12 protein-coding genes are annotated in these 15685 nt (G+C 61.1%); 6 read left to right on the forward strand and 6 right to left on the reverse strand.

The genetic code is table 11. The annotated features are described in order from the left end of the window. Positions 1-66: 66 nt before the first annotated feature. The 6 genes from EKL15_RS22275 to EKL15_RS22300 all read right to left on the reverse strand — a co-directional run bounded on the left by EKL15_RS22275 (position 67) and on the right by EKL15_RS22300 (position 10478). Entirely contained in the window at positions 67-1212 is a 1146-nt protein-coding gene (locus EKL15_RS22275; protein WP_197848348.1) for a mannitol-1-phosphate 5-dehydrogenase, read from the reverse strand. 58 nt (positions 1213-1270) lie between these two features. Beyond that, positions 1271-3190, reverse strand: coding sequence for a PTS mannitol transporter subunit IICBA (locus EKL15_RS22280; protein WP_197848347.1), 1920 nt, complete (start codon positions 3188-3190; stop codon positions 1271-1273). A 540-nt stretch (positions 3191-3730) separates the two neighbouring features. Then, positions 3731-4450, reverse strand: a complete 720-nt coding sequence (locus tag EKL15_RS22285; RefSeq protein ID WP_016929578.1) for a DUF3053 domain-containing protein — start codon at positions 4448-4450, stop codon at positions 3731-3733. A 307-nt stretch (positions 4451-4757) separates the two neighbouring features. Continuing rightward, a complete protein-coding gene (gene glyS / locus EKL15_RS22290) occupies positions 4758-6827 on the reverse strand; it encodes a glycine--tRNA ligase subunit beta (protein ID WP_203090407.1) in 2070 nt (689 codons plus the stop codon). Between the two features lie 9 nt (positions 6828-6836). Further along, on the reverse strand, positions 6837-7754 hold the full coding sequence (glyQ, locus tag EKL15_RS22295; RefSeq protein ID WP_004933966.1) for a glycine--tRNA ligase subunit alpha: 918 nt from the start codon (positions 7752-7754) through the stop codon (positions 6837-6839). A gap of 735 nt (positions 7755-8489) precedes the next feature. Then, a complete protein-coding gene (locus tag EKL15_RS22300; RefSeq protein ID WP_203090417.1) occupies positions 8490-10478 on the reverse strand; it encodes an autotransporter outer membrane beta-barrel domain-containing protein in 1989 nt (662 codons plus the stop codon). A 196-nt stretch (positions 10479-10674) separates the two neighbouring features. On the opposite strand from EKL15_RS22300, the gene EKL15_RS22305 reads away from it, so the two are divergent. The 6 genes from EKL15_RS22305 to EKL15_RS22330 all read left to right on the forward strand — a co-directional run bounded on the left by EKL15_RS22305 (position 10675) and on the right by EKL15_RS22330 (position 15654). After that, positions 10675-11241, forward strand: coding sequence for a DNA-3-methyladenine glycosylase I (locus EKL15_RS22305; protein ID WP_038875986.1), 567 nt, complete (start codon positions 10675-10677; stop codon positions 11239-11241). Further along, positions 11238-11684, forward strand: coding sequence for an N-acetyltransferase (locus EKL15_RS22310; RefSeq protein ID WP_197784686.1), 447 nt, complete (start codon positions 11238-11240; stop codon positions 11682-11684). Before EKL15_RS22305 ends, EKL15_RS22310 begins: the two co-directional genes overlap by 4 nt. Positions 11685-11938: 254 nt before the next feature. After that, positions 11939-12601, forward strand: coding sequence for an OmpA family lipoprotein (locus EKL15_RS22315; protein ID WP_016929583.1), 663 nt, complete (start codon positions 11939-11941; stop codon positions 12599-12601). Between the two features lie 126 nt (positions 12602-12727). Continuing rightward, positions 12728-13762 (forward strand): LacI family DNA-binding transcriptional regulator, encoded by a 1035-nt coding sequence (locus EKL15_RS22320; RefSeq protein WP_038875990.1) that lies wholly within the window; start codon positions 12728-12730, stop codon positions 13760-13762. 166 nt (positions 13763-13928) lie between these two features. Further along, positions 13929-14681, forward strand: coding sequence for a sugar phosphate isomerase/epimerase (locus EKL15_RS22325; protein WP_060424332.1), 753 nt, complete (start codon positions 13929-13931; stop codon positions 14679-14681). Positions 14682-14688: 7 nt separating this feature from the next. Further along, positions 14689-15654, forward strand: coding sequence for a sugar kinase (locus EKL15_RS22330; RefSeq protein WP_197780064.1), 966 nt, complete (start codon positions 14689-14691; stop codon positions 15652-15654). Positions 15655-15685: the final 31 nt, after the last annotated feature.

Raw genomic sequence — 15685 nt, forward strand, 5'->3', positions numbered from 1 at the left:
CCGTCGATGCCGAACTCGGGTTGCAGGAGCGCAGCAAGCTGCGCTCGGGTGTTCATCATCACGATTCTACTTGTGCATGGCGTTATACACAGCAACGGCCTCTTCTACAACCTCGCTTTCCGCCGGCAAGCCGGAAATTTGCGCCAGCGCGGCTTTCGGCCCGAGCGTGTTCAGCAATTCCGCCAATTCCAGCGCCTGCGGATCCTGTTCGCTGCGGTAGCTCATGGCGGCGGCGATGCCCTGGATCAGGTTGGCGTGCGGCTGGCCGTATTCCAGCGTGCCCAGCAGCGGTTTGATCAGGCGATCGCCGGCGCTCAGTTTGCGCAGCGGCTGGCGGCCCACGCGCTCGACGTCGTCGTGCAGATACGGGTTTTCGAAGCGGCCGAGGATTTTGTTGATGTAGGCGGCGTGCTTGTCGGCGTCGAAGCCGTAGCGCTTGATCAGCACCGCGCCGCTCTCTTCCATCGCCCCTTTCACCACGCGTCGGATCGCCGGGTCGAGAATGGCGTCGCGAATGGTTTGCAGCCCGGCCTGTTGGCCGAGGTAGGCGGTGATGGCGTGACCGGTATTGAGGGTGAACAGCTTGCGCTCGACGAACGCCATCAGGTTGTCGGTCAGCTCCATGCCGGCGATCGCCGGAGGTTGGCCTTTGAACTGGGTCTGATCGACGATCCATTCGCTGAAGGTTTCCACCGTCACTTCCAGCGGATCGCTGCTGTCCGCCGGCGGCACGATGCGGTCGACCGCCGAATCGACGAAGCCGACGTGCTGCTCAACCCATGCCTGCTCATCCTGCGGCAGCGCGGCGAACACATGCTGCTTCAGCTGGCTGGTGCCGCGCACCATATTCTCGCAGGCGATGATGTTCAGCGGCTGCACATTGCCCTGCTGATGACGCAGCACCAGCCCTTTGGCGATCGTGCCGGCGATTTTGCCGAGAATTTGCGGGCCAACGGCGGTGGTCACCAGATCCGCCTCAGCGATCAGCGCCACCGCCGCCTCGCTGCCGCTGTTGACGGCGCTGACGTTGTTGACGTTCTCCACGCGTTCTTGCTCGCCCACCACGTGCACTGCGTAGCTTTTACGGCTGTTCAGCAAATCCAGCACCGTTTGATTGACGTCGGCGAAGGTCAGCTCAACCCCTGCGTCCGCCAGCAGCTTGCCGATAAAACCGCGGCCGATGTTCCCTGCGCCAAAATGTAATGCTTTCATAACTCTACCTTCTTAATGTCGAAGGGTGCAGCAAGCTGCACCCTTTAAAATGATTCTGTTATCCGGCTTTTTTGCCGCCGAGCAGGTCCAGCACTTCCTGCACGCTGGTGGTATTCGCCAGCCGCTCGATCACGCTCTCGTCATCCAGCGCGTTGGTCAGGCTGGTGATCACCTGGATATGCTCGTTGTTGCGCGCGGCGATGCCGATCACCAGGCGGGCCACTTCATCCTCTTCCTCGCCGAAGCGCACGCCCTGCGGGTACTGGCAGAACACCACGCCGGTGCGCAGCACCCGGTCTTTGGCCTCGATGGTGCCGTGCGGCACGGCGATCGACTCGCCCAGGTAGGTGGAGGTGAGTTTCTCGCGCTCCAGCATCGCCGGCACGTACTCCGCCTCGACGTAGCCGCCTTTCACCAGCTGCTCGCCGGCGAAGCGGATCGCCTGCTCTTTGTCGCTGGCCTGCAGGTTGAGGAACACGTTGCTCTCGCTCAGCTTGAACAGGTTCGGCTCACCGGCTTCGAAGCTGTCGTCCAGCGCGCCCAGCACCTTCTGCTGGTTGTCGCTGGTTTTGTTGACCGCCACCAAACGGTCGACCAGATCGCTGTACAGCTTGCTGTCTAGGAAGTTGGTCAGCGAGATGTGCTGGGCCTGCGGCGCGTGGCGCATCGCGCGCTCGGTCAGATCGCGGTGGGTGATCACCAGATCCACGTCGTCCGGCAGGCTGTTGATGGCGCTGTTGGTCACCGAGATGTTCTTCAGCCCGGCGTCGGCCACTTTCTTGCGCAGCACCCCGGCGCCCATGGCGCTGGAGCCCATGCCCGCATCGCAGGCGACGATGATTTTGCGCACGGTGCTCAGATCGCCGTCGACCGATGCCGGCGCCGCTGTGCCGCCTTTGGACTGCGATTTCATCTCTTGCATGCGACGGGTTGCGGCTTCCAGATCGTCATCCTCTTTCACCTTGGAGGTTTTCAGCAGGAAAGCGGACACCACGAAGGAGACGGCAAAGGCTGCGCACACCGCCGCAATGTTGGCGAAGTAGGCGCCTTTCGGCGTCATCGCCAGCACCGCCAGGATCGAACCCGGAGAAGCCGGAGAAACCAGGCCGCCGTTCAGCATCGTCAGGGTGAAGACGCCGGTCATGCCGCCCAGGATCACCGCCAGCAGCAGGCGCGGGTTCATCAGCACGTAAGGGAAGTAGATTTCGTGGATGCCGCCCAGGAAGTGAATGATTGCCGCACCGCCGGCGGATTGCTTGGCGCTGCCGCGGCCGAAGAACATGTAGGCCATCAGTACGCCCATGCCCGGGCCTGGGTTGGCTTCAATCAGGAAGAACACCGACTTACCGGCTTCCGTAGCCTGCTGGATACCCAGCGGCGAGAAGATGCCGTGGTTGATGGCGTTATTCAGGAACAGGATTTTCGCCGGTTCAACGAAGATGGACGCCAATGGCAGCAGGTTGTTCGTCACCATGACGTGTACGCCCGCCGCCAGCAGCTTGGAGAGCACCTCCACCAGCGGCCCGATGCCGAGGAAGGCCAGGATCGCCAGCAGCATGCCGATGATGCCGGCGGAGAAGTTATTCACCAGCATTTCAAAGCCGCTTTTGATCTTGCCGTCCACCCAGCGGTCAAAGTGCTTGATAGCCCAGCCGCCCAGCGGGCCGGCGATCATCGCGCCGAGGAACATCGGCATGTCGGCGCCAACGATGACGCCCATGGTGGTGATGGCGCCGACGACGCCGCCGCGATCGCCGCCCACCAGCCGCCCGCCGGTATAACCGATCAGCAGCGGCAGCAGGTAGGTGATCATCGGGCCGACCAGCTTGGCTAAGGTTTCATTCGGCAGCCAGCCGGTTGGAATGAATAGCGCGGTGATAATCCCCCAGGCGATAAAGGCGCCGATGTTGGGCATCACCATGTTGCTCAGGAAGCGGCCAAAGTTTTGTACTTTGACCTTGATGTCTGGTGAAAACATAAAACACACCCCTATTGTTACGCGCTGACAATAGAGCGCGTGATTATTGTTGTGACGATCCAGCCGTGTTGCCGCTGTATGCGAAACGGACTCTATCACGCTGTTTTTGTCACGCGAACTTCACGGATTTTTTGTGATACAAATCACATACAACACCCCAACAAACCACCCTTTATAGTGACAAAGATCACATTTATGGCGTGTAAAAAAAGCACAGTGAGAAAAAAACCGCCTTGAAACCCATAATAACGTGATATTTGTCACATTTTTAAATTGGTTGTTTGTTTTTAAATTGTGACGAGCATCACAATTTATTTTTGGCTGCAGCGCCCGATCGCGACGCTCTGTTTGATCTTCCCTGTGAGCACTCATCCCGCCGGGAACTAGCGAAGTGATGAATGAAAGAAAACTACATTGCCGAATGAATGGATTAATTGAAGTGTAGTACAGAAGCCTGCGCAATAAACCAGCAAGCTATTGGAAACGCTGAGGGGAAATAAAACAGGCCGGCAATGCCGGCCTGCTGCGTGCGTGGAGGCGTTATTGCGTCACGCTTTGAATGGCTTTCTGCGCGTTTACCAGGTTCTGCTGTTTGGCCACCAGATTCGACATCATGGTGTTGTACTGCGCCACCTGCTGCGCGGTACGGAACTGCACGCCGTTGTTGTTGAAGCTGACCTGATTGCCCTGGCTCTGCAGGAAATCGCCAACCTGCACCAGATCCTGCACGAAGCTGGCGGTGGTCGGGATCGCCGGCATCAGGGCGTTGGCCGGTGCGGTGACAATCTTGTCATAGGCCTGGTTGTACACCGCCTTCAGATCGTCGGGCTGCTTCAGCGCCGCGCGGGCGGTATCCGCCTGCGATTTGGCAGACTGGATCTGCTGGCCCAACAGGTTCAACGCCCCGACCGATTGCTGCAGCGCATCACGTTTGTTCAGGTAGTCCTGCGCGGTGCGGATCTGGTTAATCTGATCCAGCGCCGGGGTCAGGCTGGCGCCGACCGATTTGGACAACTGCTGAGAAAAACCGACCAAAATCGCGTAATCACCGGCATAGTTGCCGAACTTCTGTTTCTGGTCTTCGCTCAGCGTGGGGATGTTCGCCCCGCTGCGCATCACGGTATTCTGTAAGTAATCGATAAATGCTTTGCGCTGTTCCGGCTCTTTATCGCCGCAGGCGGTCAATTGCATGACCACCAACAATGCCAATACCGGTGCCAACCAACGCGCGAAACCTCTGCTCTGGATCCCTACCGCCATGTGACATAACTCCTGTTATAAACCTGCTTTTTCATTGGACTCCGCCCCTTTTTGCGCACTCCGTGCGCCTATAAGAATAGATCAACTGGCGGCGTTCCGATACGCGATTCCGCTTGCGATGAGCATTGCCCCGGCCGGATGCGGTTGAAAATTGTGCGCAAAACGCACTGAGGTTCATTGCCGTCGGCGACCGGACGCTTCAATTTCCCCAAGTCGCCCCCCAAGTCGCCAGGCGACCTTGCCTTCGCGCCCAGGAAACGGAAATAAAAAAGGCGCCCGCAGGCGCCTTTTCACAGCAGAGAATCGCTTACTGCAGCACGGAGATGTCCGCCACCTGCAGGAACAGTTCACGCAGCTTGCTCAGCAGCGTCAGGCGATTCACGCGCACTTCCGCATCGTCCGCCATCACCATCACGTTATCGAAGAACGCATCCACCGGCTCGCGCAGCGCAGCCAGCTCCACCAGCGCTTCCTGGTAGTTGCCCGCCGCGAAGTACGGCTGCAGCTTGTCGCGCAGCACCACCAGATGAGTCGCCAGCTGGATCTCCGCCGCGTCCTTCAGCACCGAAGCACACACGCTGTCGTTCAGCGTTTCGGTAGACTTGGCCAGAATGTTGGAGACGCGTTTGTTGGCCGCCGCCAGCGCCGCCGCCGCTTCCAGCGTACGGAAGTGAGACACCGCCTTGACGCGCGCGTCGAAGTCGGCCGGCTTGGTCGGACGGCGCGCCAGCACCGCCTGAATGGTATCGACCGCGTGGCCTTCTTCCTGATACCAGGCGCGGAAGCGGCCCAGCATGAATTCCACCACCTCGTCGACCACCTTGGCGTTGGTCAGCTTGCTGCCGTACAGGCGCACGGCCTCTTCGGTCAGGGTCTGCAGATCCAGCGGCAGGTTTTTCTCGACGATGATGCGCAACACGCCCAGTGCGGCGCGGCGCAGCGCGAACGGGTCTTTATCGCCTTTCGGATGCTGCCCGATGCCGAAGATGCCGGCCAGGGTGTCCATCTTGTCGGCGATCGCCAGGGAACAGGCCACCAGCGACTGCGGCAGCGCATCGCCGGCGTAGCGCGGCTGATACTGCTCGTTCAGCGCAACGGCGACGTCTTCCGCCTCACCGTCGTGGCGCGCGTAGTGCATGCCCATCACGCCCTGGGTGTCGGTGAATTCGAACACCATGTTGGTCATCAGGTCGCACTTCGACAGCAGGCCCGCGCGGGTGGCGTGGTTGACGTCGGCGCCAATCTGGCCGGCAACCCAGCCCGCCAGCGCCTGAATGCGGTCGGTTTTGTCGCGCAGGGTGCCCAGCTGCTGTTGGAACAGCACGGTTTCCAGGCGCGGCAGGTTGTCTTCCAGGCGTTTCTTGCGGTCGGTGTTGAAGAAGAACTCGGCGTCGGCCAGGCGCGGACGCACCACCTTCTCGTTACCGGAGATGATCTGCTGCGGGTCTTTCGACTCGATGTTGGCCACGAAGATAAAGTTCGGCAGCAGTTTGCCCGCGGCGTCATACACCGGGAAATACTTCTGGTCGCCCTTCATGGTGTACACCAGCGCTTCCGCCGGCACCGCCAGGAATTTCTCTTCGAATTTGGCGGTCAGCACCACCGGCCATTCCACCAGCGAGGCCACTTCTTCCAGCAGGCTGTCGCTCAAATCGGCCTTGCCGCCAATCTTCTGCGCCGCCAGCTCGGCATCGCGCTTGATGAGGGCTTTACGCGCTTCATAGTCGGCAACCACTTTGCCGCGCTCCAGCAGGATCTGCGGGTATTGGTCGGCGTTGTCGAGGGTGAACTCGGCTTCGCCCATGAAGCGGTGGCCGCGCACGGTGCGCGCAGAGTCGATGCCCAGCACGGTGCCTGGGATCAGATCGGCACCCAGCAGCATCGTGACGGTATGTACCGGACGCACGAACTGCACGTCGGAGTCGCCCCAACGCATCAGTTTCGGGATCGGCAGTTTAGCCAGCGCGGTGCTGACCATGCCGGCCAGCAGTTGCTGCGCCGACTGGCCTTTGACGTGGGCGCGGTACATCAACCACTCGCCCTTGTCGGTCACCAGGCGTTCAGCCTGATCGACGGTGATGCCGCAGCCGCGCGCCCAGCCTTCGGCCGCTTTGCTCGGTTTGCCTTCGGCGTCGAACGCCTGGGCGATCGCCGGGCCGCGTTTTTCAATTTCGCGATCGGCCTGCGCCGCGCTCAGGTTGGCCACTTTCAGCGCCAGGCGACGCGGTGCGGCGAACCAGCTCACGTCACCGTGTTCCAGGCCGGCGTTGTCCAGCTCGGCGGTGAAGTTGGCGGCGAAAGATTCCGCCAGGGAACGAAGCGCCTTCGGCGGCAGCTCTTCCGTGCCGATTTCCACCAGGAAAGTCTGTTGAGTCATGGCTGCCTCTTAGTTCTCGTTCTTCTTGTTGCACATCGGGAAGCCCAGCGCTTCGCGGGAAGCGTAGTAGGCTTCGGCAACGGCTTTGGTCAGCGTGCGGATGCGCAGAATGTAGCGTTGACGCTCGGTCACCGAAATCGCCTTGCGCGCGTCCAGCAGGTTGAAGGTATGGCCCGCCTTCAGGATGCGTTCGTAGGCCGGCAGCGGCAGCGGTTTTTCCAGCGCCAGCAGCGATTGGGCTTCTTTCTCGTACTGCTCGAAGCAGGAGAACAGGAAGTCGACGTCGGCGTATTCGAAGTTGTAGGTGGACTGCTCCACTTCGTTCTGGTGGAACACGTCGCCGTAGGTGGTAACACCCAGCGGGCCGTTGCTCCACACCAGATCGTACACGCTGTCCACGCCCTGGATATACATCGCCAGGCGCTCCAGGCCGTAGGTGATCTCGCCGGTCACCGGCTTGCACTCCAGGCCGCCGACCTGCTGGAAGTAGGTGAACTGCGTCACTTCCATGCCGTTCAGCCACACTTCCCAACCCAGGCCCCAGGCGCCGAGCGTCGGGTTTTCCCAGTTGTCTTCCACGAAGCGAATGTCGTGGATGGTCGGATCCAGACCCAGCTCTTTCAGCGAGCCCAGGTAGAGTTCCTGAATGTTGTCCGGCGACGGCTTAATCACCACCTGGAACTGGTAGTAGTGCTGGAGACGGTTCGGGTTTTCGCCGTAGCGGCCGTCGGTCGGGCGGCGGGATGGCTGCACATAGGCGGCGGCCATCGGCTCCGGCCCCAGTGCGCGCAGGCACGTCATCGGGTGTGAGGTTCCCGCGCCGACTTCCATGTCCAATGGTTGAACGATGGTGCAGCCCTGGCGCGCCCAATAATCCTGCAGTGTCAGGATCAGGCCCTGGAAGGTCTTGGTATCAAACTTTTGCATGTTGAATTCGCACGCGATACAAGTGGATTTAGATGGAATGGGCCAGTATACCCTTTGACCGTAAGATATACAGCCAGAATCCGGCAACAAGTGCGAATCGGGGCGAGAAGCGCTGGATTTTCACACGTCGGCCGCAGCGTGAAGACACAGCGCTCCGGCCGGCCCCCTCGCCATCCACGAGCCGGCCTGAAAGGCGTGACGCCGCCAAATCCATTAGATGAGCTTAACAAAAATATCACTCACCGCCGTTTAAATAAGCAATTAGCTGAACGCGATATCGCCCCTCGCCGGCCAAATTCAGGCTGATTTACGTACGCATATCCTTATATTTGCCACAAGATAAAGTTGCGCCAATGTTATTTTTGTTAATTTTATCAACTAAAAAACTCCCCTCACCGAGAGATAATGTGATCAAGTGCCAGATTATTTCTTATGAACGTGAAAAATAAGGCGATAGCGCACGGCGGACCGAGGCTCTGGGTATGAAGGGAAGGTCAGGGATGAAATACGGCGCAAACGGGCCACAGAAACAAATTGACAGTTAATCTTTGATTATACAATAATAAATAAAATTTTCCCTGGTGTTGGCCAAGTGGCTACCTGATCCTTTCATAGGATCAGTTTTTTTTTGTATTTCCGCCAACGTCATTGCGGCCCGCATAATTCACGCCAGGCCGCCCCCCGCTTACAGCCCTTATGGCTTCTCCTGCGCCGTTGAGCGCGCCGATGGCCAATTCAAAAACGCGCGCTGACGCCGACGTTATACATAAACTGCTCGCCGCTGCTCAGCCCGCCGGTTTGCGACACGGTGGCGAAGGCCGATACCCTGTCCGTCAACGGCATGTTGGCCCCCAGCGTGACATCCACCCAGTTTTTGTCCTGGCCCGCACTGTCGCGGGTGAACGAGGTTTGCGTCGATTTCAGGCCACCGCCGGCGCGGTAGACGTCGTCGCCGAACTGATGCTGATAACTCACTTCCGCATAAGGGTTAAACACGCCGAATTGCGTATCCAGCCGCCAACCCAGCGCGCCGATCTGCGAGTGGTAAGTTTGATCGTTGAAGTGCATGGCGGTGCTGTCATCGCCATCTTCACCGTAGCCGGAAACGCGGCTGTAATCCCAGGCGAACTGCGCGACCGGCCCGGTGGTCAGGTAAGAAGTAATCGGGAAGTCATAGCCGGCGGTCACGCGCGCGCCCCACTGCTTGCCGGTGGTCGAACCGGTTTCGGTGCGCGTCAGCGGCCCCAGCCGCATGCTGCGGCGGATGTCGTCATAATCCATCGTCGCATAGTGCAGATCGGCGTTGACCCAGCCATGCTCGAATAGCGCCAGCGAACTGAAGGCCGACAGCAGCAGCCCGCGCGCCTTGTAATCAAAGCGGCTGGAAGGATGCTGATCGTCGTTGGAACCGGCGATCAACGCGCCGATTAACCAACCGTCGGTCAGCTGATAGTCCACGCCGACGGTCAGGTTATGGGTCGTGGCATTGCCGTCCCCCGCCGCCCGGTTATCGGCATAGTCGTAGTGCTGGCCGGCGTAACCGCCGAACACGCCCAGCGAGCCCTGCGGGTTGTCGCCATTGCGCAGCTGCTGGAAGCGACTGTCGAGCGTGGCGCGGCTGTCGCGCGCCATCGCCGCGGTCGCCTGATTCAGTGCCACCACCTGCGCCGGGCCATCCAACACCGCCTGGATATAATCCGCAATCAGCAGGTGCGCCTGCGGGCTGGGGTGGAAATGGTCGGAGAACAGATAGGACTGGCTGGCGTCGAAGCCGGGCATATCGGAACGGCAAACCGCCGAGGAAACGCCCGGCGGGCAAGCCATACCGGCGGTGTTGGCGAAGCCGAACTGCGCCGGATTGGCGATCGCTTCGGCGAACAGCTTGTTGACGTCCACCCGCACGATATTGCCGCCGCCCTGCGCCAGCAGACGGTCTTCACTTTGATTATAGAAATCGGTCAGCTGGGCGGCCTGCGCGCTCAGGCTGTCATACGCCGCGATAAGCTGCGCGGCGATCGCCTGCTGCACCTGAGGAATGGCGCTGCCCTGCTTCGCCGCGGCGGCCAACGCCGCGTGGATCGCCTGCGTGCGTGAAGCGTTGTCCGGCGTCGCCACCGAATTAAGCGTGGCATAGGCCGCCTGGATCGCCGCCCCCTGCACCGGCGACAGCGCCTGTTGAATGATCAATTCCATCAGCTGCGGCGTGGAGCCGATGTTCGGCACCGTTGGCACGATCACCGTGCCGGCGCCGGCGTTCAGCAGCGAATGCACCTGCGCGGCGGCGGCCGCAGCGCTGTTATAGGCCACGCCGGGCGCGGTAGCGGCATTCAGCGCCGCCGCCGCCAGATCGTTGCCGCCGATCCAATGAATATACAGCCCGTCGCCGTCGGCCTGGCCATTGACCCGGTTCAGGTAGCGCTGCACCTGATCCTGGGTGTTGTCGACCGGGTTCAGGCCCGGCACCGCCACGGCGCCGCCGGCGGCGTAGTTTTCACCGCCGTTGTCCGAAGCCACCAGCGCCGCCCCGATGCGTTGCGCCAACGCTTCGTCGTACAGCAAGTGCTGGTTGCTGTCATAGGTGAACCGGCCGTTGTTGCCGGTATCGCTCAGGCTGTCGCCAAAGACGTACAGTTGATCGTACGCCTGAGCCGGTAGGGTCACACTGCAAAGTAGCGCCACTGCAAGCGCCGCCGGGCGGGGCATGCACGTTATTTTTAGAGGCATGAATCGACTCCTGAGAGCCTGCAAATGAAGGCAATGTCGTTTTTATCGTTGACCGGTTTTCCACCGGCCATGTAGTAACTATTGTCGGCTTTTTCGTCACGTCAAGCGGGCTGATGACAAAACAATCAGAGGCTTGCCAAGTTCGGCGCTACGAGCGATGATTACTGTTCATAAACACAGCATAAGGACAGTCAGGATGGCAGACGAACGTTGCGGTTGGGTGACGGCCGATCCGTTGTATCTCGAGTATCACGACAAGGAATGGGGCGCGCCCACCACCGACGCGCGCGAACTGTTTGAAATGCTGTGTCTGGAGGGGCAACAGGCCGGCCTTTCCTGGATCACCGTTCTGAAAAAGCGCGAGAATTACCGTCGCGCTTTCCACGGTTTCGATCCGCAGCGTGTCGCCGCCATGACCACAGAGGACGTGGAAAACCTGCTGCAGGACAGCGGCATCATCCGCCACCGCGGCAAAATAGAAGCCATCATCACCAACGCCAAAGCCTATCTGGCGATGGAAGCGGCCGGCGAAGATTTCGTCGCCTTCATTTGGGACTTCGTCGGCGGCCGACCGCAGCTCAATCGCTGGCAGGCGCTGAACCAGGTGCCGGCCAAAACCGAACAGTCCGACGCCATGTCCAAGGCGCTGAAAAAGCGCGGCTTCAAGTTTATCGGCTCCACCATTTGTTACGCCTTCATGCAGGCCAGCGGGCTGGTGAACGATCATCTGACGGGGTGCATCTGCTACCCAAAGCCACGGTGATCCGCCCCTGTGGCCCGGAGGATATCGAACGGCTGATGGCGCTGTGGCTGCCCAGCACCATCGCCGCCCATCCGTTCGTGGCGGAAAAGTACTGGCGTGAGAGCGCCGCGCTGGTGCGGGAAAACTACCTGCCGCGCGCGCAAAGCTGGGCCTGCTGGCATCACGACGAGATCGTCGGCTTTATCAGCGTGCTGGACGAGCAGTTCATCGGCGCGCTGTTTGTCGATCGGGCGTTTCACGGCCGCGGCGTCGCCCAGGCGCTGATGACGTACGTGCAGCAGCGCTACCGCCGGCTCAGCCTGGAGGTGTACCAGCAGAACCTGCGTGCCTGCGCGTTCTACCACAAGCACGGCTTTCAGGTGACGCAGCGCCTGTTCAATGAAGAAACCCAGGCCTATACGCTGATCATGAACTGGTCGGCAGTCGAAAATTCAACCCATTAGACTTAAAAAAGGCGCATCCGCACCCCGGATGCGCGCAATTAGGAATCCGCTGCATAGCGCCGCCCGGCGTTTTGTCGCATAACTCCCCCCAGCACTTCCCCGCGCTCATCATTTGTCACGTTTTTCTCCGGAACTGCCGGCGAGTCAACGCGTCATAGTAGCGCGGTGACGCGGGCCCCACCTGCGTCGTCTATTTTTTGCGCCCCCGTTTTGGGCAGGCGCGTACAGATTTTGATGCCATTAAGGACAAGAACATGAAAAAACGCATTGCAATTATTGCCGGCGCAGTGAGCGTAGCGCTCACACTGTCGGCCTGTACCACTAACCCATACACCGGCGAATCCGAAGTCGGCAAATCCGGCATCGGCGCAGGCCTCGGGGCCGCACTGGGCGCCGGTGTCGGCGTGCTGTCCTCTTCCAAGAAAGATCGCGGCAAGGGCGCGCTGATCGGCGCGGCGGCCGGTGCGGCACTGGGCGGCGGCGCAGGTTATTACATGGACGTGCAGGAAGCCAAACTGCGCGACAAGATGAAAGGCACCGGCGTCAGCGTCACCCGCCAGGGCGACAACATCGTGCTGAACATGCCGAACAACGTGACCTTCGACAGCAGCAGCGCCACGCTGAAACCGGCGGGCGCCAACACCCTGACCGGCGTCGCCATGGTGCTGAAAGAGTACCCGAAAACCGCGGTCAACGTTGTCGGCTACACCGACAGCACCGGCTCCCGCTCGCTCAACATGAACCTGTCGCAGCAGCGCGCCGACGGCGTAGCCAGCGCGCTGATCACCCAGGGCGTGGCGGCAAACCGTATCCGCACCACCGGTGCCGGCCCGGACAACCCGATCGCCTCCAACAGCACCGCGGAAGGCAAGGCGCAAAACCGCCGCGTCGAGATCACCCTCAGCCCGCTGCAGTAATCCCGTGCGGGGCGCGCAACCGGCGCCCCGCCGCCTCCCTGCGATTTTCTCCTTACCCTTCAATACTCCCGCCCGCACATCGGGTATGGTAGTCTCCTTGGCAATTAACCGCAGGAGGGATCGGCTGTGAGCACTGTCAAGGCAACGCGCGCCTCAGGGCGCGCCACCATCAGCGATGTGGCCAGCATCGCCAAAACCGGCAAGACCAGCGTGTCGCGCTATCTGAATGGTGAACAACACCTGCTTTCCGACGATCTCAAACAGCGTATCGAACAGGCGATCCGGCAGCTCGACTACCGGCCAAGCCAGATGGCGCGCAGCCTGAAGGGCGGCCAGACCCGCCTGATCGGCCTGATCCTCGCCGATATCACCAACCCCTATTCGGTGGACGTGATGCGCGGCATCGAGGCCGCCTGCCGCCAGCACGGCTTTACCCTGCTGGTGTGTAACACCAACAACGAAGTCAATCAGGAACAGCACTACCTGCAGCTGCTCAGCAGTTACCGGGTGGAAGGCATCGTGGTCAACGCGGTCGGCATGCGCGAGGAAGCGTTATCCACGCTGCAACAGTCGATGCTGCCGATGGTACTGATCGACCGCAAAATTCCCGACTTCGCCTGCGACGTGGTGGGCCTGAACAACCGCGAAGCCGCCACCGTCGCCACCGAACATTTGCTGCAACAAGGTTTCGAAGCGATCCTGTTCCTCAGCGAGCCGCTCGGTACGGTCAATACCCGTCTCGAACGCCTGCACGCTTTCAGACACACCATGGCGCAGCACCCCACGCTGTTGGCGGAGCAGGCCGAAACGCCGCTCAACGATCGGCAGAAGCTGGAGCAGGTGCTGAGCGATTTCAGCGGCCGCCATCGCGGCATGCGCAAGGCGGTGATCTCCGCTAACGGCGCCCTGACGCTGCAGGTGGCGCGCGCCATGCGCCGGCTCGGCATTCAGTGGGGCAACGACATCGGCCTGCTGGGCTTCGACGAGCTGGAGTGGGCGGAGCTGGCGGGCGTCGGCATCACCACGCTGAAACAGCCCACCTACCAAATGGGGCACGCGGCGCTGGAGCGGCTGGTGCAGCGCATTCAGGGCCTGGCTGCCCCCAGCGGCGAGCAGATGTTCTCCGGCGAGCTGATCGTCCGCGGCTCCACCACCCGCTAACCCGCCTTCTCCGGGGCCGTTGCCCGCCCCGCCCTCATCGGCTGTTTTTTGCTCAGCTTCGTGATTGCGATCATATTTTTACACTCTGTCGCTTTCCGCTGGAACCGGTTCCATTTAACGTACCGGTAACAGCAGCGGCGGCGACAATGCCGCCTCAGGAGTCAAAATGAAAACAGAAATCATCGTGGTCACCGGCGCCTACGGCACCGATACCGTCAAACAACACGGCGGCCAGCGCGCGCTGTTGCCCATCATCGCCGGCGCAGGCGCCGACGGGGTCGAGATCCGCCGCGAACTGTTCGCCGCCGGCGAACTGGACAGCCTGCCGGCCCTGGCGCAAGAGATCGATCGCCAGCAGCTGTTCGCCGTCTACTCCGCCCCTGAGGCGCTGTTCACCCCGCAACATACGCTGAACCCTAACCTGCCGGCGCTGCTGGCGGAAGCGCAGGCGCTGAACGCGCGCCGGCTGAAGTTGTCCCTCGGCCATTTCCGCCCCGGCTTCGATTTTACCGAGCTGAAAGTGGCGCTGGAGCAGCACCCGGTCAAACTGGTGGTCGAAAACGATCAGACGCCGGACTGCGGCATTTTGTCGATGCTGAACGCCTTTTTCCACGCCGCGGAAGATAGCCACCTGCCGGTCAGCATGACCTTCGATATGGCCAACTGGCTGTGGGTGGGGCAAGACGCCTTCGCCGCCGCCGAACGCCTGGCCCGCCACGTCGGTTACGTGCACGTCAAAGCCGCCACCCAAGGCCCGCGCGGCTGGCGCGCCGTCGCGCTGGACGATACCGACGGCAGCTGGCGCGATCTGCTGGCCCGCCTGCCGCACGATGCGCCGCGCGGCATCGAATTCCCGTTGCAGGGCGATGATCTGGAAGCCGTCACCCGCCATTACGTCAATATCTTGCGTGCGGAGTAACCTCATGATGACAACGTTAACGGCAACGACGGCGCAGCAGGCGCCCCTGGATGTGGTCACGCTGGGCGAAGCCATGGCGATGTTCGTGGCGGCGCAAACCGGCGATTTGGCGGAGGTGGAAACCTTCACCAAACGCATCGCCGGCGCCGAACTAAACGTGGCGATCGGCCTGGCGCGTCTGGGCATGAACGTCGGCTGGGTCAGCCGCGTCGGCAACGATTCGTTCGGCCGCTTCACCCTGCAGCAGCTGAAAAAAGAAGGCATCAACTACCGGCAGGTGACGGTCGACGGCCACTATCCCACCGGTTTTCAGGTGAAATCCAAAACCACCGATGGTACCGATCCCAGCGTGGAATACTTTCGCAAAGGCTCGGCGGCCAGCCACCTGTCGGTCGCCGATTTCGACCGTGAGTATTTCGGTTCCGCACGCCACCTGCACCTGAGCGGCGTTGCAGCGGCGCTGTCCAGCGAGTCGCTGGCCCTGTGCCACCATGCGGCGCGCGAAATGCGCGCCATGGGCAAAACCATTTCGTTCGACCCCAACCTGCGTCCGGTGCTGTGGCCTAGCCGCGAGGTGATGATCGAGCAGCTGAACCAGCTGGCATTCGCCGCCGACTGGGTGCTGCCGGGGCTGAAAGAGGGGCAGATCCTCACCGGCCAATCGACGCCGGAAGGCATCGCCGATTTCTATCTGGAACGCGGCGTGCAGGCGGTGATCATCAAAACCGGCCCGGACGGCGCCTGGTTTAAAACCGCCGCCGGTGACAAGGCGGCAGTGGCCGCAGTGAAGGTCGACAACGTGGTGGATACCGTCGGTGCCGGTGATGGCTTTGCCGTCGGCACCCTCAGCGCCCTGCTGGAAGGAAAAACGCTGATACAGGCGGTGCAGCGCGGCAACAAAATCGGTTCGCTGGCGATCCAGGCCATCGGCGACAGCGAAGGCCTGCCAACCCGCGCGGCGCTGGCCGAATAACAATAAAAAAAAACGACTTCTCCGCATGACG

The organism is Serratia sp. 4542, from assembly GCF_016805595.1.
Classification (GTDB): domain Bacteria; phylum Pseudomonadota; class Gammaproteobacteria; order Enterobacterales; family Enterobacteriaceae; genus Serratia; species Serratia nevei.